Origin of the sequence: Parageobacillus caldoxylosilyticus, assembly GCF_019272935.1 — a bacterium.
GTDB classification, from domain to species: domain Bacteria; phylum Bacillota; class Bacilli; order Bacillales; family Anoxybacillaceae; genus Saccharococcus; species Saccharococcus caldoxylosilyticus.
This window is the reverse complement of sequence record NZ_CP040553.1, coordinates 1,513,623-1,535,380: the sequence shown is the minus strand read 5'-3', so window position 1 is coordinate 1,535,380 and position 21,758 is coordinate 1,513,623. Positions and strand designations below refer to the sequence as shown.

General features: G+C 42.0%; 16 protein-coding genes, 2 pseudogenes and 1 riboswitch. Of the genes and pseudogenes, 14 read left to right on the top strand and 4 right to left on the bottom strand.

Annotated features, from left to right (window positions below):
- The first annotated feature begins 185 nt into the window (after positions 1-185).
- From glmS to BV455_RS07730, 6 genes are all read left to right on the top strand, one after another.
- Positions 186-1,988: a glutamine--fructose-6-phosphate transaminase (isomerizing) gene (gene glmS, locus BV455_RS07755; RefSeq protein WP_017435926.1), complete on the top strand. Its 1,803-nt coding sequence runs from the start codon at positions 186-188 to the stop codon at positions 1,986-1,988.
- A gap of 549 nt (positions 1,989-2,537) precedes the next feature.
- Entirely contained in the window at positions 2,538-4,019 is a 1,482-nt protein-coding gene (locus BV455_RS07750) for a sensor histidine kinase (protein ID WP_244380488.1), read from the top strand.
- Between the two features lie 9 nt (positions 4,020-4,028).
- Complete coding sequence (locus BV455_RS07745) at positions 4,029-4,718, top strand: response regulator transcription factor (RefSeq protein ID WP_218687914.1); 690 nt, start codon at positions 4,029-4,031, stop codon at positions 4,716-4,718.
- A 16-nt stretch (positions 4,719-4,734) separates the two neighbouring features.
- Complete coding sequence (locus tag BV455_RS07740) at positions 4,735-5,259, top strand: hypothetical protein (RefSeq protein ID WP_042409176.1); 525 nt, start codon at positions 4,735-4,737, stop codon at positions 5,257-5,259.
- Positions 5,260-5,976: 717 nt separating this feature from the next.
- Positions 5,977-6,861 (top strand): putative RNA methyltransferase, encoded by an 885-nt coding sequence (locus BV455_RS07735; RefSeq protein WP_017435920.1) that lies wholly within the window; start codon positions 5,977-5,979, stop codon positions 6,859-6,861.
- Positions 6,862-7,058: 197 nt separating this feature from the next.
- Positions 7,059-7,808 (top strand): MerR family transcriptional regulator, encoded by a 750-nt coding sequence (locus tag BV455_RS07730; protein ID WP_061580342.1) that lies wholly within the window; start codon positions 7,059-7,061, stop codon positions 7,806-7,808.
- 152 nt (positions 7,809-7,960) lie between these two features.
- Here BV455_RS07730 and BV455_RS07725 read toward each other — a convergent pair whose 3' ends face one another.
- Positions 7,961-8,416 (bottom strand): DUF2269 family protein, encoded by a 456-nt coding sequence (locus BV455_RS07725; RefSeq protein WP_042409183.1) that lies wholly within the window; start codon positions 8,414-8,416, stop codon positions 7,961-7,963.
- A gap of 308 nt (positions 8,417-8,724) precedes the next feature.
- Between BV455_RS07725 and BV455_RS07720 the strand changes: the two genes are divergently transcribed.
- The 3 genes and pseudogenes from BV455_RS07720 (at position 8,725) to BV455_RS07710 (ending at position 12,209) form a co-directional block, all read left to right on the top strand.
- Positions 8,725-9,174, top strand: a complete 450-nt coding sequence (locus tag BV455_RS07720) for an SgcJ/EcaC family oxidoreductase (protein WP_042409271.1) — start codon at positions 8,725-8,727, stop codon at positions 9,172-9,174.
- Between the two features lie 646 nt (positions 9,175-9,820).
- Positions 9,821-10,979, top strand: a pseudogene (locus tag BV455_RS07715) (acyl-CoA dehydrogenase family protein).
- A gap of 519 nt (positions 10,980-11,498) precedes the next feature.
- Positions 11,499-12,209: a DsbA family oxidoreductase gene (locus BV455_RS07710; protein WP_061580343.1), complete on the top strand. Its 711-nt coding sequence runs from the start codon at positions 11,499-11,501 to the stop codon at positions 12,207-12,209.
- 60 nt (positions 12,210-12,269) lie between these two features.
- Here the strand turns inward: BV455_RS07710 and BV455_RS07705 are convergent, their stop codons facing one another.
- Positions 12,270-12,734, bottom strand: a complete 465-nt coding sequence (locus BV455_RS07705) for a DinB family protein (protein ID WP_061580344.1) — start codon at positions 12,732-12,734, stop codon at positions 12,270-12,272.
- 63 nt (positions 12,735-12,797) lie between these two features.
- A pseudogene (locus tag BV455_RS07700) lies at positions 12,798-12,950 on the bottom strand (ATP-binding protein); the annotation flags it as partial.
- A 150-nt stretch (positions 12,951-13,100) separates the two neighbouring features.
- Here BV455_RS07700 and BV455_RS07695 point away from each other — a divergent pair.
- The 3 genes from BV455_RS07695 to BV455_RS07685 all read left to right on the top strand — a co-directional run bounded on the left by BV455_RS07695 (position 13,101) and on the right by BV455_RS07685 (position 15,704).
- Positions 13,101-13,358, top strand: a complete 258-nt coding sequence (locus BV455_RS07695; protein WP_061580346.1) for a DUF3949 domain-containing protein — start codon at positions 13,101-13,103, stop codon at positions 13,356-13,358.
- Between the two features lie 197 nt (positions 13,359-13,555).
- Positions 13,556-14,242, top strand: a complete 687-nt coding sequence (locus BV455_RS07690) for an N-acetylmuramoyl-L-alanine amidase family protein (RefSeq protein ID WP_061580347.1) — start codon at positions 13,556-13,558, stop codon at positions 14,240-14,242.
- Between the two features lie 136 nt (positions 14,243-14,378).
- On the top strand, positions 14,379-15,704 hold the full coding sequence (locus BV455_RS07685) for a S8 family peptidase (RefSeq protein ID WP_061580348.1): 1,326 nt from the start codon (positions 14,379-14,381) through the stop codon (positions 15,702-15,704).
- A 17-nt stretch (positions 15,705-15,721) separates the two neighbouring features.
- On the opposite strand, the gene BV455_RS07680 is transcribed toward BV455_RS07685, so the two are convergent.
- Positions 15,722-17,689, bottom strand: coding sequence for a lipoteichoic acid synthase (locus BV455_RS07680; RefSeq protein ID WP_061580349.1), 1,968 nt, complete (start codon positions 17,687-17,689; stop codon positions 15,722-15,724).
- Between the two features lie 487 nt (positions 17,690-18,176).
- Here BV455_RS07680 and BV455_RS07675 point away from each other — a divergent pair, with 487 nt between their 5' ends.
- Positions 18,177-19,517 carry a TrkH family potassium uptake protein gene (locus BV455_RS07675; protein WP_061580350.1) on the top strand — a complete coding sequence of 447 codons (1,341 nt, stop codon included), beginning with the start codon at positions 18,177-18,179 and terminating at the stop codon, positions 19,515-19,517.
- A 144-nt stretch (positions 19,518-19,661) separates the two neighbouring features.
- Positions 19,662-19,803: riboswitch (cyclic di-AMP (ydaO/yuaA leader) on the top strand.
- 113 nt (positions 19,804-19,916) lie between these two features.
- The gene (locus BV455_RS07670) at positions 19,917-21,752 is read left to right on the top strand and encodes an APC family permease (RefSeq protein WP_218687913.1); all 1,836 of its coding nucleotides are present in this window, start codon (positions 19,917-19,919) and stop codon (positions 21,750-21,752) included.
- Positions 21,753-21,758: the final 6 nt, after the last annotated feature.

The window sequence follows — 21,758 nt, the reverse complement described above, 5'->3', positions numbered from 1 at the left end:
TCCTTCCTTAAAACAAAGGGGTGACCCTTTGGACAAAGGGGAGGATGTAATCGCAAAAAAACGAAAAAGTAGGGAGTCTGTCTATACAAAAAGGTCAGACCCCTGATATCGTTCTTTGACAAGAGAATAAACGTTTTTGGGTCGTTTTGTAAGACGGGCTCCCACTAAAGGGAGGAACTATATCTATGTGCGGAATTGTTGGTTATATTGGCTACCAAGACGTAAAGGAAATTTTATTGCGTGGATTGGAAAAATTAGAGTATCGCGGCTATGACTCGGCAGGCATTGCCGTGCTAAACGATGAAGGCATCCATTTGTTTAAAGAAAAAGGCCGCATTGCTGATTTACGTAATGTCGTTGACCCGACGGTGAGCGCGTCGATCGGAATCGGCCATACGCGTTGGGCGACGCACGGGGCGCCAAGCCGTGTCAATGCACACCCGCACCAAAGCGCATCGGGACGTTTTACGTTAGTGCACAATGGTGTCATTGAAAACTATGCGATTTTAAAACGCGAATATTTGCAAGATGTCGCGTTTCGCAGTGATACGGATACGGAAGTGATCGTGCAGCTTGTTGAAAAATTTGTAAACGATGGTCTTTCTGTCGAAGAAGCGTTCCGCAAGACATTAACATTGTTGAAGGGTTCTTATGCCATCGCCATGATTGATGCGGAAAATCAAGAAGTTATTTATGTCGCGAAAAATAAAAGCCCGTTGCTTGTCGGGCTCGGCCATGGTTTCAATGTGGTGGCGAGCGACGCGATGGCGATGCTTCAAGTCACCAACCAATTCGTCGAGTTAATGGACAAAGAAATGGTGATTGTGACAAGTGAAGACATTACGATTAAAACATTGAACGGCGATATCGTCCAACGCGCACCATATACGGCCGAATTGGATGCAAGCGACATTGAAAAAGGCACCTATCCGCATTACATGCTAAAAGAAATCGATGAGCAGCCGTTTGTGATGCGCCGCATTATCCAAAAATATCAGGATGAGAACGGCCAGCTGACGATTGATCCGCAAATCATTCAAGAAGTTCTAAATGCGGACCGCATATATATTATTGCGTGCGGAACGAGCTATCACGCCGGTTTGGTCGGCAAGCAATTGATCGAAAAATGGGCGAAAATTCCAGTTGAAGTCCATGTCGCAAGCGAATTTTCGTACAATATGCCATTGCTGTCGGAAAAGCCGCTTTTCATTTACATTTCGCAAAGCGGCGAAACAGCAGACAGCCGGGCGGTGCTAGTGCAAACCAATAAACTTGGTTATAAAGCAATTACGATTACGAACGTTCCAGGCTCGACGCTGTCCCGTGAAGCCGATTATACGCTATTGCTTCACGCCGGTCCGGAAATCGCCGTTGCTTCCACGAAAGCATATACAGCGCAAATTGCCGTGCTTGCCATTTTAGCGGTTGCAACTGCGAAGGCCAAAGGCATTGAGCTTGACTTTGATCTTGTAAAAGAACTTGCCATTGTCGCCAATGTGATGGAGATGCTGTGCGATGCGAAAGAAGAAATGGAAAAAATCGCGCGTGAATATTTAGCGGTAACGCGCAACTGTTTCTTTATCGGTCGCGCCGTTGACTATTATGTATGCTTGGAAGGCGCGTTAAAGCTAAAAGAGATTTCTTATATCCAAGCGGAAGGATTTGCCGGCGGCGAATTAAAGCACGGGACGATCGCTTTAATCGAAGACGGCACGCCGGTCATCGCCTTGGCGACACAGGAGCACGTCAACTTAAGCATTCGCGGTAACGTCAAAGAAGTCGTCGCCCGCGGCGCCAATCCATGCATCATTTCGATGCGCGGTTTAGAGACAGAGGAAGACCGCTTCGTTATTCCAGCGGTTCATCCAATGCTTACTCCGCTCGTTTCCGTCGTGCCGTTGCAGCTGATCGCGTACTATGCGGCATTGCACCGAGGCTGCGACGTTGACAAACCGCGCAACTTGGCAAAGAGCGTGACGGTCGAATAAAAGTTAAAAACACGCGTCCCGTTTGTCTCCCTACAAAAAACCCTGACGACACAAAAAAGTGTGACGATGTTGGAAAATAAAACAAGGGAGAAGGAATGGGATTGAAGGGAATCGAGGAAAGTACCTGACAGTGCTTTTCTCGATTCCTTTTTATTTTGGAACAAAAAGAGGAGGAAGGGATAGTGAATGTTAGCCTAAAAGTGGACACGCCAATATAACAAAACTAATTACATGGAGAAGAGAGTGTTCAACGCGGGAAAACGCTTGAACCTTCATGCTGTCAAACTAATCATAGAAGAAGGAAACACCAGCGCTGAAACTGCTCGAATTGCATAAATGGGGAAGCGGCTATAAAGAGGATTCTATTCAAAGTTTTGTTGGAAGTGAAAACCTCCGGTCGGAAGAATAAGCATTATGAAAAAGCACAATAGTATTAAAACGATTTATTTATTCGGGATTTTATACTTTTTTTAGAATTTGTTTAGAGTTTTTTTAAAGCTTAATACTAAGATAAGAACTAGATCATTTATTCATCATACGGGAGAGTTGATGATGTCTATTCGCACAAAACTGCTGCTATCATACATTGGCATGGTGCTGATTCCAATAGTTTTGTTTATTTTGTCGGTTATGATGCTGATTGGAATCTTTTTGGACGACATTAAAGGAATCAACGAATATTACAAGGACGATCAACAAAAGAAGTGGGTGTTTTCTTTCATAGAAACGTTTAAGAAACGGGATGAGATTTTTTCGGGAATCAAAATGGTATCTAGGTATGACCCTGAACGTCTAATGGACCATACTTTTTTGCAAAATGTAGACAAAGAACTGCGTACGAATAATTCTGGTCTTCTTATCACGAAACAGAATAAAACCGTTTTTGCATCTGCATTCCTAAAAGACGTAGATTTGTCAAAAGAACTCTTAAGAAAAGATACAGAAAGATGGGAGATGTGGAAAAGAGAAAAAGATCGTTTTTTTGTGATTCAAACACACGATTTTCATTTTCAAGATGGGTCTGTCGGAACAGTGTATTTGTTCACTGACACCAGTCCGCTTGCCCACTTTATGGAAAAGTTTTTTCCTCTTGTAATATTGTCTTTGCTGTTAGTGATCGGCTTGACCAACGGATTACTTACTTTCTTTGTTTCCCGAAGCATCATTAAACCGATATATTCACTCAAACATGCAGCGGAACAAATCAAGGAAGGGAATCTGAATTACGAAGTGAACATGAAGCGCAAAGACGAAATCGGCGAATTGAGTGAAGCGTTTGAAGAAATGAGATGCAGGTTAAAAGAATCGATACAGCTTCAACTACAATACGAAGAGAACCGAAAAGAGCTGTTGGCTAACATCTCCCATGATCTGAAAACTCCGATTACAGGGATAAAAGGGTGCGTCGAAGCAGTGATGGACGGGATTGCCGATACGAAAGAAAAGCTGGACAAGTATATGAACATGATTTACAAAAAGGCGGATGACATGGATCGTCTAATCGATGATTTGTTTTTGTTCTCTAAACTGGACCTAAAAAGGGTGCCATTCCACTTTGAGAATATCGACATTGTTGATTATTTAACCGATTGCGTGGATGAACTGCGGTATGATCCGAATCTGAATGGCGTGAAGATGAACTTTCTATATGACGGAAAGGAGCCCGTAACCGTCGTCGCGGATCGCGAACAACTTCGTCGAGTCATTATGAATATCGTGGATAACAGTATCAAATATAAACGGGATAAAACGCTGGAAATCGGATTTGATCTAATCGTTGGAGAAAAGGATGTTACCATCGCTATTTGCGACAACGGGCCTGGAATCGAAAGAGAAGCGCTTCAACGTATCTTTGAGCGATTTTACCGGGCGGAGAAATCACGGAATACCGAGACTGGCGGCAGCGGGCTTGGACTGGCTATTGTGAAGCAAATCATCGAAGAACATGGCGGGAAGGTATGGGCGGAAAGCCAAGCAGGAAAAGGTACAACCATATATTTCACGTTGCAAAAATCAAAGGTAATGAAGTGAGGAATAGGTATGAAACGAATATTAATCATTGAAGATGATACCGTGATCGCAGAAGTACAAAAGGATTACTTAGAGGCAAGCGGCTTTTCGGTAGATATCGCTTCAAGCGGAGACAAAGGTTTAGAGATGGCGTTGAACGGGTCGTATGATCTTATTCTTCTGGATGTGATGCTTCCGCATACAGATGGATTTGAAATATGCAGACAGGTTCGTGAAGTACAGAACATTCCTATTCTAATGGTTTCGGCTAAGAAAGAAGATGTAGATAAAATCCTTGGTTTAGGGATGGGGGCTGACGATTACATCATCAAACCTTTCAGCCTCGGCGAACTGGTCGCTAGGGTTAAAGCCCATCTTTCTCGTTTCGAAAGGCTGGTCGGTAGTGTTGAACGAAAAACAGAGGAAATTCGCATCCGGGGTATTGTCATTGATAAAGGGTCACGCAAGGTTTTCATCAACGGAAAGGAAGTAATGCTTACATCGAAAGAATATGACTTGTTGCTGTTGTTTGTAACGCACCCGAATCAGGTTTTTAGCAAGGAACAGATTTTTGAACGAATATGGGGGATGGATTCGTTCGGTGATATGGCCACTGTTACCGTGCATGTCAGTAAACTGCGTGAGAAAATTGAGCTCGATCCGTCCAACCCGCAATACATTCAGACTATTTGGGGAGTGGGTTACCGATTTAACTTATAGATAGGAGGATACTGGTATGAAGAAAATCGGATTAACACCTAAGAAATGGCTGTTAACCTTGCACATCTTATTTGCGGCTATCATGTTTGGCGTAACCGTCACTTTCTTGGTTTTAAGCATTGCCGCGGCGGTCACGACGGATGAGGGCGTGCTGAAGGCTTCCTATACAAGTATGCATCTTTTAGCCAAAACGTCGGTTAGAGCATCCACGATCGGCACCGTAGTTACTGGCGTATTGCTTTCGTTGCTTACCCATTGGGGTTTCTTCCGATATTATTGGATCATCGTCAAAGAGTTGCTAACGATTCTTTCGATCGGTCTTGGTATGGTGGGGATGTACTTATGGTCATTAAAAGCCGTTTCTATTATAACTGTTCAAGGAATGGAATCCCTGCAAAATCCCGATTTTTTGGTTAATCGAACATACCTTTTCATCGGAATATCACTACAGATTGTTTCGCTTATAGCGATGTTTATCCTTTCAGTGTTCAAACCATGGGGAAAAAGGGAAAAGAAATCTAAATTGTCGAAGAAGCATTAAATGTGAACATTTGAGTCGGCATCGTTCTTAACTTCGTTATCGTTGAGTGGCTTATCTTAAAAAAACAAAAAAATCACTAAGATTGATTGAGAGCCTTTTTTGCTTTAATATTTTTTACTGTTGATGATAAGGTAATTATTATGTTATACTACTATCGACTTTTGAGAATGGAGGGTTTCCTTGTGGCATTTTATAGACTTCGATCCCAAGCTTTGAACGGGTAATTGAATACGTTCAAAGGCTCTGCCTGTGTGTAGAGCAAATGGGATTGGTCTGCCTATTTTTAAGGAAACCTATTGTTATACGATTATGAGAATATGAGAAAAAGAGGGGGACGAATCTGTCCCCCTTTTATGTCTTTAAAAATAGAAAGCCATACAAAGGTAAGGAATGCTTCTTAGTATGCTTATCCACGTAAAGATATGCTTGAATTTTGTGCTGCAGTTCAGGATGGTTGCTAAAGATTTATTACGAGTGGATCAGCTTTGTTAAGTATGCCATTCTTTGTTGGAAGACCAGAATGATAACCAGGGAAGGATTTTTGTTTTCTTCTGAAAATAACTTATCTTTTTTGGTTTCTTAGATAGGTCCACATTCCTTTACTGAAACACAGGCAGATCGCCTGTGTTTTTTATTTTGTAAAAGTAAGGATATATATGAAAAGCAAAAAAGTACAAAAATAACTAATTATGATGAAGGGTGGGAGGCATTGTTAAAATGAGCAAAAAAATAATATGTGCCAAACTGATCAATAAATTTGAAAAGATTTTTCAATGTCCCATTTGTTCATCCCCTATGGGAATCGTGGACTTGAAAAGTTTAGTTTGCTCTAACAACCATACTTTTGATATCGCTAAGCAGGGATATGTAAATTTGATGACTCGTCCTCTCGCAACGAAGTACGATAAGGAATTATTTGAATCACGTAAGATTATTGCTGAAAATGGATTTTTTGAACCATTGCACAAGATGATTAGTGAATGGATAAAAAATGAAGTGCGTTTAGAGGGAGAAACGGTGAAAATACTAGATACGGGATGCGGAGAAGGTTCGCATTTATCCAGCATCAAGCAGAAAATCAGCTTTCCTTCCGCCGGCGAAGTCTTGGGAGTGGGGATTGATATAGCTAAAGAAGGTATTTTGGTAGCGGCTAAGAATCATTCCAACATGATTTGGTGCGTCGCTGATCTTGCTCACAGCCCTTTTAAGGATAACACATTTGATGTAATCCTTAACATCTTGTCGCCAGCAAATTATAGAGAATTCCAAAGACTGTTGAATGGCAATGGTATCGTCATAAAAGTGATTCCTCGAAGTGATTATCTAAAAGAACTAAGAGAAGTTTTCTTTGATGAACCGGAAAAGCAGTCTTATTCTAATCAAAAGACCGTTCGAAGATTTAATGCTAACTTTGAGGCTGTAGATAAGTTTCGATTGTGTTATAGTGTTTCCTTGAATCAATCGCTGATTCCGCCGCTGATTCGTATGACTCCTTTATCATGGTCTGCAACAGCGGAAAAGGTACAGGCATTGTTAAATATGAATGTAGGCGAAATAACCATCGATCTAGATATTTTAGTTGGAAAAAATAAAACAAAATAAGGTCATTTTGCGTTTACAAATGGCTTTGTTTCAGGAGACGGATAAACAGAAAGAAAATGGCTACTTTTTCACACCGTTCGGATCTCTGAACGGTGTTATGCATATTTTGTGCATCGAGTGCAATATTTTTTCAAAACTTGTGTTGACTCTCACGCCACGTGATACTTTATAGTGAGTGTTGAAGGGAGGCCAAAAGGATGGCGATGAGAGTAAAAGAGGTTGCGGATTTAGTTGGCATTAGTGTGCGCACACTGCATTATTATGATGAAATCGGGTTATTGACCCCAGAGAAGACAACGGAATCCGGTTATCGCCTTTACACGGATGATGACCTTGAGGAATTGCAACAAATCTTATTTTTTAAAGAACTTGGCTTCCCTTTGAAGAAAATTAAAGAAATTATCAATAATCCTTCATTTGATCGGCATAAGGCGTTGGTGCTGCAACGAAAAATGTTGCTGGAGAAACGCAGACAGCTTGATAAAATGATTGCTACGATTGATAAGACCATTCAGCATATGAAAGGGGAAATTCAAATGACGAACAAAGAGAAATTTGAAGGTTTTGATTTTCGTCATAATCCATACGAACAAGAAGCCCGTGAACTTTGGGGAGATGAAGCTGTCGACAAAGCAAACGCTAAAATCGGGAGCATGTCTAAAGCAGAACAAGAAGCTATGGTTCGAGCAATGAATTCGATCTATAAAAAACTTGCGGCCCTTCGCCACGGTTCGCCTGAATCAGAAGAGGCACAAGCCGCAATTAAAGAATGGTATGACTTTTTGAACCATAACTTCGGCAATTACTCACTCGAAGCATTCAAAGGATTAGGTCAAATGTATGTGGATGATGAACGATTCACCAAAAATATCGACCAATTTGGTGAAGGCTTAGCGAAATTTATGCGCGATGCCATGGCGGTTTTCGCGGATCAAAACAAAAAATAATGTGAACAAAAGCAGGGCATTGCCCTGTTTTTGTTCAGACTGTTGAAGCTCCAAGTCATTATGACCTAGGGGCTCAAGTTTTGATAGACGGATGAGGGGTTTATAGGCTATTTATGAATTTTTAAATAGATTTTCTGCATATCCGCACATGCTCAAAATGGTTTTAGAATCATAAGTGCAATAATGATTAAAAAAATACCATTTTCTATGTGCTCGTAACGAAAAAGCTGATTGGATAAACGTATATATTCCTCTGGTATGTCTTCTCCTTTATAAGTTTCTAACAAATGTTTTAATGGTTTTGATTTAGGTGCTAATACAAGCGGTCCCATCGCGAGTGCAATTAAGAAGAGAACAAGGCTTGTCACATACCAACCCATTTGAAATAAGCCTGGATTTAAAAATCCCATTAACAAACCTGTAATAAGTAAAAGCGTCCCCCCGATCATAACGAACGTATGCAACTTCCGTCTAATTGCGTAAGCATATTTAAGTTGCGTCATTGTTTTTGCCGATTTTACGACATGAATTAAAATAAAACCCGGCCCCATCCCTAATATCGCTGAAAAAATATGTATAAAAACAAGAATTTTATAAAATGTTGTCATAAGAATCTTCCTCTCTGCTGAGGTAAGTTGCGCTTTCTACCTTAATCATACACCATTTATGCTCGTATAACGCAGTGATATTTCGTACAAAATGCAAAAATTTATGCGAAGAAAACCTCTGAATTTGATAATAAAGCGCTTGTTTCATATTGTAGAATATAATTGGCCGATTTTAAAAGGGGTTTGAGAAGTCTCCCTCCTCGAAACGAAGAGAAGGGGAGATGAATCGGGAAGTTTTTGATTCCCTGAAAACGAACATATGTGCTATAATAGAGCCATCCTATCAAGCGGGGAAGGAGAACATGATTGTGAAATCTTCTGCATCAAATGAAGTCATCTCACTCTATCAAAAGCTATTAGATGCTTGGAATAACCGAAGTGCCGATGCAATGGCAGAGCAGTTTACAGAGAAGGGCGAGCTTATCGGCTTTGATGGGAGCCAGGCGATTGGACGAGAAGAGATCTTTTCTCATCTTCAACCCATCTCTGAAAATCATCCCACTCCCCCATATGTGAGCAAAGTGAAAAATGTGCGTTTTCTCGGTTCTGATATTGCCATTTTACGCGCTATAGCAGGAATGGTGCCGCCTGGACACTCAGACATCGATCCTAAACTCAACGCACATCATACACTTGTCGCAGTCAAGAGCGAAGAGGGCTGGCGGATCGAGCTTTTTCAGAATACTCCGGCTCAGTTTCATGGAAGGCCTGAGTTAGTCAAGCAAATGACCGAGGAATTAAGGCAGTTGCTTAAGTAAGTCTTTCCACCATGGTGGGATAAGCGCCTATTTTTTTATTCTTTGTCAGGTAAAAATTCAACCATTTATTTTAAGCCCCAGGTTTTAGACCTGGGGTTTAGTGTATTTTAGGCTCTCCAATGAAATGACTTGATTTTTTTGGTTTTGGCGGAAATGAATGGCTAATACCCGCAAACATTTGCCTTCTTCACGTGTTGCAAAAAGGCAACACTTTCTGAAGGATACAGCCATGATTCATGTGGTGTTTTGTTTGCAGTTTCCGTTTTTGTTGCATATTAGCAACAATATGTTGTTGTTTTGCAACAATTTTAGATGATAATATAAAAAATAATAAATAAAATTAATAAAATTTTTAATATTAATTCTTTTAAAATGCTGGTACGGGATTTGCACCATAAAATAACGGGTGCTTTGGCACTGAGGAGTGAAACGATGATTATGAAGGAAGTGATGACGAGAACTTTTGTAAAGTTTTATGGAAATGATTCTATCGAAGAAACCGCTAACTTCCTAGTCAACAAAAAAGCAAAGGGGGATTGGTATATAACCGTTTTGGCGATTTAGTCGGGGGATTTACAGAAACGGAAATTTTATTTGGATTGCAAATGGAAAAATACGACAAAGAAAAATAGGAAGGGGATATACAATGGATTTTACTTTGCCGAAAGAGATTGAATTTTTAAAAGAAAATGTTCGAAAATTCGTGAAAGAAGTAGTCGACCCGGTCGCGATGGAAATTGAAGAAAACGATCAAATTCCGGAGCACATTATCGAAAAATCGAAAGAAATGGGCTTGTTTGGGCTGAGCATTCCGGAAGAATACGGCGGCTTAGGCTTGTCAATGGTCGGCAAATGCGCGATTTACGAGGAGCTTGGGAAAACGCACAACGGCTATACGACACTGATTGGCGCACATACCGGCATCGGCACCGTTGGCATTGTCGAACTTGGCACGGAGGAACAAAAGCGGAGATACTTGCCGAAAATGGCGACAGGAGAATGGATCGGCGCGTTTGCTTACCGAGCCTGGCGCGGGTTCCAATGCGGCCGCATTGAAAACGACAGCGGTGAGAAAAGGAGACCGCTACATTATCAATGGCTCGAAACATTATATTACAAATGCGGTCGAAGCTCATGTCTTTACCGTAATGGCGGTTACCGATCCTTCCAAAGGGGCGAAGGGGATCACTTCCTTTATCGTCGAAAAAGACTTTCCGGGCTTTATTTTAGGAAAAGTGGAACGGAAAATGGGACTAAGAGGCTCGCATTCGGCGGAAATTTTCTTTGATAATTTGGAAGTCCCGGTTGAAAACGTGCTCGGCAAAGAGGGAGAAGGGTATGTCAATGCCTTGAAAATATTGGCGAACGGCCGCGCTGGATTGGCGGCAAGAAATTTAGGATCATGCATTAGATTGTTGGAATATTGTATGGAATACGCGCAGCAGCGCGAGCAATTTGGCAAGCCTATTTTTGAACAGCAAGCCATTCAGCATATGCTGGCGGAAATGAGCATGCTTATCGAAGTGTTGCGATCGATTACATATCGCGTCGCTTGGATGACGGACCAAAAAATGCGGGTCGTCAAAGAAGCGGCGATTGCTAAGCTGTTTGGTTCTGAAGTATATAACAAAATTGCCGATTTGGCCGTCCAAATTCACGGAGGATTAGGATATATGAAAGACTATCCAATTGAGCGTTTCTACCGTGACGCGCGGATTACGAAAATTTATGAAGGAACATCGGAAATCCAGCGCAATATTATCGCCAATGAATTAAGGAAAGAATATTCCAAAGTAAGAGTATAATTGTTTTATCCAAGGTAAAGGTTTAGGCGTTTACCTGGGCTTTTTTGTACACCATAATAGCCCGTCTCAAGAAACGAAAGAAGCAGCCTTAAGTTCATCACTTTTATGGTAGATTGTATTATTATTTTCTCCGGCGTCGCGATTGTGTTGCAGTTTTTGTAAAAAGTAATTTTTTACCATTCGTGTGAGAGAAAGACCTTTTACCATCCTCATGTTTATTATCATTTTTACGACAGCCATATCGATTTTGATATATCAATTTGTCCATGAATTTGGTTACCGTATCGAAGCGGGAGGAATGATTTGCATCCTTTTCGGCTTGCTTGTATTGGCTGTGACATGGTGGCTCAATAAGAAGTTTCGCATTACAAAATGATAATGAGCGGCATTTCTTTTACGCATGCCAAGTTCATTTATTTGAATGCCTGCCTGGAGATTCGCTACAATAAGGTGGAAACATGAATATTTCGCTTTCTTGTTGTTGATGCAACGGAGAGCCTAAACCGAGGTGCATATACGATGAAAATAGAGGTTTGGTCCGATTTTGTTTGCCCATTTTGCTATATTGGGAAACGCCGGTTGGAAGAAGCGCTTGAGCAGTTTCCGCATAAAGATCAGGTCGAAGTCGTATTCCGCAGCTTTGAGCTGGATCCCAATGCGAAAAAACAGTACGATATGACAATCCATGAAATTATCGCGAAAAAATACGGTATTTCGGTTGAAGAGGCGAAAAGGGTCAATGCCGATATTGGCAGACAGGCAGAGTCCGTCGGGCTGACGTTCCGATTTGACACGATGAAGCCGACGAATACGTTTGACGCTCACCGCCTTGCCAAATATGCCAAAGCGCAAGGAAAACTTTCAGAAATGACGGAACGGCTGTTTCGAGCTTATTTTACCGATTCGAAATGGATTAGCGACCATGATGTACTCGTCGAGCTGGCTGGCGAAGCCGGGCTGGACCGGGAGGAAGTGAAACAAGTTCTCGAAAGCAGTCGCTATACCGATGAGGTGAGAAAGGACGAGGAGGAGGCGGCCCGTTTTGGCGTCCGCGGCGTGCCGTTTTTTGTGCTGAACCGAAAATACGCGATTTCCGGAGCGCAGCCGATAGAAGTGTTTATACAGGCGCTTGAAAAAGTATGGGAAGAGGAAAACGAAAACTCGCCATTGCAGCCGCTGGCAGCGGATGGAGGAGGACAATGCACGGACGGCAGCTGCCAATTGGAATAGGCGAGTGTATGAAAACACAACCAGACGGTCTTTGGAGAGAGCCGCCTGGTTGTGTTTTTGTTATCCGCGTTTGACAAACAATGGCAAGTTGGTATGCCCCATTTCGCGGACGTATACGAAAAGCTGGCCTTTATGGTGGATTTCATGGTCCATCGCCATTTGCAAAAATTGCGCTGTCGGGATTTTCGCGCCAAATACGTTCGTGAGATCTAAAACACGCTCGAAATCTTCATCGGTAAGGGATTCCAGCAATTGCTTCGTTTTTTCTGTATATGTTTGGGCAAGCTTTTGCAAATTGGTCTCCGTTTCTTCGATTTTTTCTGTAAATAGCGTTGGATCTCCATGTTTTGCAGTGTTGGCGAATTTATAAAAGCTGAGAAGAATATGAGTGGCTAAATCTTTTGCCGTCATCGACGTTGGTGTCGGTTTGTAATCATAATGCTTTTCTTCGATTTTGTTAATTAACTCTACCGTGACATTGCGGTGGGATAAAAAGTATTGCACAAGTTTTTGCGCCCGGCTCATGTGCATTCCTCCTTTTGGAATTTGTTTCCCTTTCTGATTATACCAAAGAAGAACAGGATATGGTTAGTAAGGAAGTTTGACGATAAAGGTTGTCCCTTGCCCTGGGGCGCTTTCTACGTCGATCGTACCATCGTGGGCCAATACGAATTCTTTGGCGATTGCCAGACCCAGTCCCGTTCCGCCCCGATTACGCGTTCGTGCCTCATCGGTGCGGTAAGAAAACGCTTGGATTGTTAATGGTCCAAGCGTTTTTATATATATCCTTTCAACATCGCCTGCAGCAAAGCATAGCAAAGCTCGGCATCATGAATCCAATGAAACTTTTGGAAAATTTTTTCGTAATATAATAAAAAGGGGGAGTGTATGATGTCATCTGCATGGCTATTTTTTGGAAGCCTTGCTTTGCTATATTTTCTTGTGATGATCCCGATTCAATATTTGTATATATCGGGAATAAAAGAACGGGCAAGAAAATGGAAGCTTTCGCAAGAACAAATGTATCAAAACATGTCGTTTGAGGAAGAGCAATTACATTTCCATATACAAGGAAACATAGCGAATCTGCCGTCTACTATTGTCGCCCATTTTTTGTATCAATTACGCCATCGTAAATCAAAGGGATGAGGTTGTGGACAGACCAAAATATACAGTGATCGTTTCCGTTCAATCCTCGCCTGTTCAATGATGATGTTTTGTGGGCAATTTTTTATAACCAATGTCTCTTTCCCATGGTTAGGCAAATATAGGTGATCATTTTACAAAACATCACTATATATTAGTATTAGGATACGATACCATGAAGAATAGATTGAGGTGAAAACATGCCCAAAATCTTTATCGATCCGGGGCATGGCGGCAAAGATACAGGCGCGGTTGGAAACGGGCTGCAAGAGAAAGATATTACGTTATCCATTGCATTGGAGATGCAACGCATATTGCAAGACGAATATGAAAACGTTTCTGTGCAGTTAAGCCGTAAGAGCGATACGGCTGTACCATTAAGTCAGCGGGCGGCAAAAGCGAACCGCTGGGGTGCCGACGTTTATCTAGCCATTCACGTAAATGCTGGGGGAGGAACGGGGTATGAGGATTATATTTATGAAGGACTTTCCGATCATTCCAAAACAGCGCGGATTCGCGATATCATTCACGAAGAAGTGGTACGGGCGACAGGATTCCGCGACCGCGGGAAAAAGAAAGCAAACTTTTACGTGCTAAGAGAAACGGCCATGCCAGCGGTGCTTACGGAAAACGGATTTGTCGATCGAGAGGAAGACGCGGAAAAGTTGAAAGATCCTGCTTTTCTGCAAACGATCGCAAGAGGGCATGTGAATGGGTTAGCGAAAGCATTCCACTTAACAAAAAAGTCAGATGCGAACGATTTGATTCGTGTCATTGTCGATGGGAAACAAATCGGTGTCTATGAAGACAAGGAAAATGTATTGAAACAAGTAGAATACTATTTAGAAAAGGCTAATAAAATCGAGCTGGAACGAGTGAAAAGATGAGTTTGTATAGCAAAGCCTATCGCACTTTGTGAAGTGCGATAGGCTTTTTTGATTGGTTTGTCTCAAGATACAAGCCGTTGCCAATCCCCTCCTTTTTCATAGAGTATATCAAGGTTTCACTAGAGGAGGAGATCGAATGTACGGATATTCTATTGTTCAGCTAGCGCGTAATTACGCACATAAATTAGACCGTCCTTTGCGTCATTTTATGGTAAGTATGTATAAGCCTTTTATATATACTCCGTGTATTATTCATAAACATCTAGAAAGATGGATGAAAAAGACGAAAAAAATTCCGGTCATCATTCATTTTCATGATGAGGATGGTATTTTCGCTCTCAAGGAAATCGAAAAACAACATTTTCGCATGAAAATTCATCATCAATTCCGTTATATCCCTTCGTGCAGTGCCGAGGTGACTCCGCAAGCGTTAGAGCAAATTTTACAGCGCTCCGATGTGAAAAAAGTATACTTAAACCGAAAAGTAAGCGCGCTATTGAATAATGCTGTTCCATCAGCGAATGCGAAACATGTGACAGTGAACGGGACAACGTTAAGCGGAAAAGGGGTAACGATTGCGATTGTTGACACAGGAATTTATCCGCATCCGGACTTGGAAGGACGGATTGTTGAGTTTGTCGATTTTGTTAATGGGCGTACTGCCCCGTATGATGATAATGGACATGGAACCCATTGCGCCGGCGATGCGGCGGGAAACGGCCGCATGTCTTCCGGATTGTATGCGGGGCCGGCATATGAGGCAAATGTGGTAGGAGTAAAAGTGCTGAACAAGGCAGGAGCTGGCACCCTTGATACAATCATTCGCGGAATTGAATGGTGCATCCAATATAATGAAACGAATCCAAACAACAAGATTGATATTATTTCACTGTCACTAGGCGGCGAACCGCAGCCGTTTCCTGCCGAAAATGACGATCCGCTTGTGCAGGTGGTGGAAAAGGCATGGGATCATGGCATTGTCGTCTGTGCTGCAGCTGGAAATGCGGGGCCGGAATATAGAACGATTTCTAGTCCAGGAATCAGCGATAAAATTATTACCGTCGGAGCCCTCGATGACCTTGATACGGCCGAGACAAGGGCGGATGATAAAGTTGCCGATTTCTCCAGCCGAGGGCCTACCAATTACGGGGTGACAAAGCCTGATATTGTCGTGCCGGGAGTCAATATCATTTCGCTGCGCGCGCCGAGATCCACGTTGGACAAATATCAGAAACAAAGTCGCATCGACCAATATTATACGAGCATGTCAGGAACATCCATGGCGACACCGATTTGCGCGGGCATTGTTGCTTTAATGCTGCAGCATAAACCAAATGCCACGCCAGATGAAATTAAACAGGCCCTAAAAGAAGGTACTGATCTATGGAAAGGGCTTGACCCTAATGTATATGGAGCGGGGTATGTCAACGCCAAAAAAGCAATTGAATTACTAAAAGCATAAAAAAGAAGAGGAAAGCGTTATTCGCCGCTTCCCTCTTCTTTATCTTTGCGATTATTGTTGTAATTGTATTTGGACGGATCGACCGGCTTAAATCCTTTCGGAGTATAGAACCGCAACAAATCACCGTATACGACTTTATCGGAAAGGTCCAGTTTCGTACGGGCAATTTGTTCCATTCGTTTAATTTCTGGAGTTTCTTTCAACGGTTCGCCCGTCTTCGAATCATAATATTTTCCGTTTACCGCCGTTACGGTCGGAGTGACGAAGTTGCCGTTGCGGAACGGCACGATTTCCTGATGTTCCGGCGACAACAGGTCTGTACCGAAATGGACATAATTTTTTGTATCAATGCCTAACAGGTGAAGAACTGTCGGCAATAAGTCAATTTGTCCGCCGTATTTATGAATAACGCCGCCTTTGACGCCAGGAATATGGATAAACAAAGGCACTCGTTGTAATTGCGCGTATTCAAACGGCGTAATTTCTTTTCCTAGTAGTTGCGACATTGCTTTATTATGATTTTCGGAAATTCCATAATGGTCACCATATAAAATGATGACGGAACGGTCGTATAAGCCGGATTTTTTCAGATAATCAAAGAACTCTTTTACCGCTTCATCCAAATAACGGGCGGTTTGGAAATAACGGTCTACCGAGCCATCGCCTGTATCCGCCGGTTCGATCGTTGCGTCTTCCTCGCTAATTGGATAAGGGAAATGGTTTGATAGCGTGATAAATTTGACATAAAACGGTTCTTTCAACGATTCCAACAATGGAATCGATTCTTTAAAGAACGGTTTGTCCTTTAATCCATAGTTAAGCACATCGTGGTCATTCATATCATAGTAGCTTGCATCAAAGAAATGATCGAACCCGAACGATTTATAAATTTCATCACGGTTCCAGAACGTTTTATAGTTACCATGGAACACCGCCGACGTATATCCATACTGGCGAAGAATTGCCGGTGCTGCTTGATACGTGTTTTGTCCTTTGGTTGTAAACACAGCTCCTTGTGGCAAGCCGAACAGCGAGTTTTCTAACATGAACTCTGCATCCGATGTTTTCCCTTGACCGGTTTGATGGAAGAAGTTATCAAAGTAAAAGGTGTTCGGATCATGCACAAGCGAATTTAAAAATGGAGTTACTTCTTGGCCATGCAATTTATAGTTAATCAAAAAGTTTTGGAACGATTCTAAATGAATGTAAATTACATTCATTCCTTTTGCGACACCGAAATACTTCGGATTTGGTTTCGCATATGTTGCTTGTACATGGTTTAAAACCGTTGTAATATCGCTTTTATTCGCAAACGCGCGCTGTGTCGAAGATTTCATGCTTTGCACAGCGTCATAAATTAAGTAGTTGTAGACCCCTAAATATTTCACGATGTAGTTTCGGTCAAACGTTCTTGTCAGCAGTTGCGGGCGGTCCACTTCAGCCAGCGCAAGGTTCGCGGTAAAAATGAGGGCAGCAGTCGCGAACACAATGCTTTTTTTGTAGCGTCCGACCTGCACCGCTGGCAGGGAGAAACGTTTCGAAGCGACAATCGCTATTAAAATAATCGTATCTAAAAAATAGAAAATATCGTACCACTTGAGCAATTCCCAAATACTTCCGCCAAGATCGCCGAAGTTTTTCGTCTGCGTGAGCGTTGGAAATGTAATAAAGTCGCTAAAGAAACGGTAGTATACAATATTGGCGTATAAAATAAACGATAAGATGAAATTAATAATAATGAGCCATGTATACGCTCGTTTTCCTTTCGCCAATAACGCTAATCCTAAAAAGAAAACAGCAGAGCTGATCGGGTTAATAAACAGCAGAAACTCCTGCATGGAATTGCTGATGCCCAGATTAAATTCAGCTAGATAAGCTACATACGTTTTCATCCAAAACAAAAATACAGCAAAAATAAAAAAACCAATATATTGGTTAGGGAGAGAACGGTATTTGTTTAACAGTTTTGTACCAATCCTCTTCACGTTCTCTTCGCCTCCTTGTTTATTATTTGAACGCCTAGTGCAATGGATAGCACATATACATATATGAACAACAGCTGCACAAAGTGCCGCGTGCAGCATGCGAGGCATTCTGTCATCATTTTACGTTGAAAAATCTCCACGTCAAGTAGCATAATACCTATTTTATATAAAGTCAATGGAATGTTTTTATTCTATTTCCACTTTATTTTCGCTTTCCTCGCTGTCTGTCCCCCCTTTCTCTGCCATTTGCCAAGCGTTTCTTTCTGTTTTATATAGACGAAAGTGGAAAGGAAATGGTTTCACGTTTATGGAAAAAATTCTGTCCAATTGAACGGCCATGCCCTCTAACCATTTTATTAAGCGAGTGACGCATTATGATAAAAAATAATTGGATGTACCGGATTTTGCTGTTTTTTGGTATATTTTTCTATGCATAACCTATAACTATGTAGAAATTAGAATGAAGAAAAGAGGAAGGGATACTAGGATGACCACGGCACGGAAATATTATTTAGACCCACCGAAAGTATTGGTGACTGGATTTGCCGTGATTATTTTCATCGGCGCTATGTTGTTAATGCTTCCAGTGGCGACGAATGATGGAAAAGGATTGTCTTTTTTAGATGCGTTATTTACGGCAACATCGGCTACATGTGTAACGGGATTAGTGGTTGTTGATACGGGAACGACGTTTACCCTATTTGGGCAGCTTGTTATTTTAGCGCTTATTCAAGTAGGCGGACTTGGATTTATGACATTTGCAACGATGTTTGCCTTTCTGCTTGGAAAGCGGATTTCGTTGCAAGAACGGTTATTGCTTCGAGAAGCGATGAATAATTTAACACTCGAGGGAATCGTCCGTTTAGTGAAGAGGGTATTAATTTTTACGGTAATAATTGAGGGGATCGGCGGCCTTATATTGGCCATTCGTTTTGCATTTGATATGCCGCCGCTAAAGGCTTTCTATTTTGGGATGTTTCATGCGATCTCCAATTTTAATAACGCAGGTTTTGATTTAATGGGAGATTTCCGAAGTCTAACAGGATACGTGGAAGATCCAGTTGTTACGCTTGTTGTATGCGCCCTTATTATTTTAGGTGGCATTGGTTTTATCGTCATAAATGAGGTGTACGAATATCGGCAGACGCGCCGCTTTTCGCTGCATACGAAAGTCGCGGTAACAACGAGCGGCTTATTGATAGTGTTCAGCACTTTGTTTATTTTCTTGCTAGAGTTCCATAACCCGAAAACACTGCAACCGTTGTCGCCGCTTGGCAAGTTTTTGGCCTCTTTCTATCAAGCGGTAACACCAAGGACTGCTGGATCTAATACATTGAATATTGCTGATTTAACGCAGCCGACATTGTTTTTGATTATATTTCTTATGTTTGTTGGCGCCTCTCCCGGTTCAACTGGCGGCGGCATCAAGACGACCACGTTTGCGACTTTGTTGGGAGCGGTTTGGTCACAAATAAAGGGAAAGGAAGATGTCGTTTTTTTTAAAAAGCGTATTGTATACGATACCATTTATAAATCGCTAACTGTTACTATCAGCGGGTTGTTTATCGTCATGTTTGTCACGATGTTATTAACCATTACGGAAAAGGGGAAAGACTTTTTAATGATTTTATTTGAAGCGACGTCAGCATTTGGCACGGTAGGATTGTCTATGGGACTGACACCGGAGCTATCTCCATTCGGAAAGGTGTTAATTATATTTACGATGTTTGCGGGAAGAGTCGGGCCATTAACGATCGCTTACGCTGTAACATTGCATCGCAAGCCGGATCCGTTCCGCTATCCAAAAGGGAAAATTATGATTGGTTAAGCAGGAATGCAAAAATAAGCAAAAGTGTGAGAAAGAAAGAAAAAGAAAAGATAAAATGAGCCAAATCGTGTTCAATTCCTTCCTTATTGCTCCTTTACAGGGAAACAAGAAGCGAGTAATATAGCTGCTATGATGCAACACTATATAGGAAAATCGCTGAATCCTTAATGGAGCGGGGGACCCAATGTTGTAACGTCCGTTACTTGGGGTGAATCCTGAAAAGGAAGGGCTATCTCTCCATGCCCTAACCCGACAGCTAACCTCGTAAGCGTTCTGGGGAGGGATGTAAAGGGAAATGTTCGCCTAATCTAACCGTTGAGTACATCCTCAACGGTTTTTTTCTTTTTGAATGATGATGGATGAAAAAGGAAAGCTAATACGTAAGGAGGAGATAGAACGATGGCTTCTTTGAAACGATGGCTAATTGGTTCGCCGATGGAAACAAAACGGCTAAAACACGAAAAGTTGCCAAAATGGAAGGCTTTAGCCGTGTTTTCATCCGATGCGCTTTCATCGGTTGCGTACGCAACGGAAGAGATTTTATTAGTATTAATGTTGTTAGGAACGAGCGTGTTTTTTTATTCGCTGCCGATTGCAGTTGCCATTTTAGTGCTGCTGCTGCTTGTGACGTTATCCTATCGCCAAATTATTTACGCATTTCCGTCCGGAGGCGGAGCTTACGTAGTTGCTAGAGATCATTTAGGAACGGCGACCAGCCTCGTTGCCGGCGCGGCATTAATGATTGATTATATTCTTACTGTAGCGGTCAGCATTAGCTCAGGCGTGGCGGCGTTAACATCGGCGTTTCCAAGCTTGCTGCCGTGGAAAGTACAAATCGGAGTAGCGCTCGTATTGCTGCTGATGATTTTAAACTTGCGTGGAATTACCGAGTCAGCCACAGTGTTTGCGTACCCAACGTACTTGTTTATTATTTCCGTGTTAGTGCTTATTGCTGTAGGGGGATGGCAGCTGTGGCATGAAGGATGGCATGGGTTTAATTACAAAGAGCATGCTTCTGCTGCACATTTTTTTGCTTCAGGTTATAGTGTGTTTATTTTATTAAGAGCATTTGCATCAGGATGTTCGGCGATGACAGGGATAGAAGCCATTAGCAACGGTGTCCCGGCATTTAGACCGAATAGCTCAAAAAATGCAGCCATAACAATGGGCTGGATGTCCGTTTTATTAGGGACGATGTTTTTAGGAATTACCGTTTTAGCGGCAGGGTTTGGTGTGACGCCATTAGAACATAAGACGGTCATTTCCCAAATTGGCCATCATGTTTTCGGGAATAGTATATTCTTTTACCTATTTCAAATGATTACGATGCTTATTTTAGTACTGGCCGCAAATACAAGCTTTGCCGGTTTTCCGCAGCTGGCTTCCATTATTGCCAACGATCGATTTTTGCCGAGAAGCTTGGCGGCGCGCGGCGACCGCCTTGTATTTTCGAACGGAATTATTCTGCTAAGTATTTTGGCCATCGTGCTGATTGTTACATTTCACGGTGAAACTCACTCACTGATCCCGCTGTATGCAGTCGGTGTGTTTCTTTCGTTCACGATCGGCCAAAGCGGAATGCTAAAGAAAATATGGAAAGATAAAGAAATGCGACGTGCGACCACGATTCTGACCATTGGGGCAGGAACGATTGTAACGGGGCTGGTCACCATTATTACAGTGGTGGCGAAATTTACGCAAGGCGCATGGCTGGTCATTGTCGCCATTCCATTATTAGTGTGGATGTTTTACCGCATTCACGATCATTATGAAAAATTAGGAGAGCAGCTAAAACTGGACGAACCGGAGTGGGCGCGTCGCGAAAAAATGTTAAAGCCGAAAGTGATTATTCCGATTTCAGGGGTAAGTAAAGTAGTCGCGCAATCAGTGCAGTACGCACGCAGCATCTCCAACGATATTACGGCGATCTCTGTAATTTTCTACGAGGAGGAGGAACAAAAGCTAAGAGAAAAATGGGAAAAATTTTATCCTGATATTCCATTGCAGGTGATCTATTCTCCTTATCGGACGATTCTGTCTCCAATATTAGACTATATTAACGAGGTGGAAAAACAAGCAAATGGTTCGCCGATTACGATTTTAATGCCGCAATTTATCGTAAAAAAATGGTGGCATACGCTTTTGCATAACCAAACGGCGATTATTTTGCGCTTTTTCTTGATTATGAAAAAGGACATTGTTATTGCGACATTACCGTATCATTTACGGAAATAATGTGTC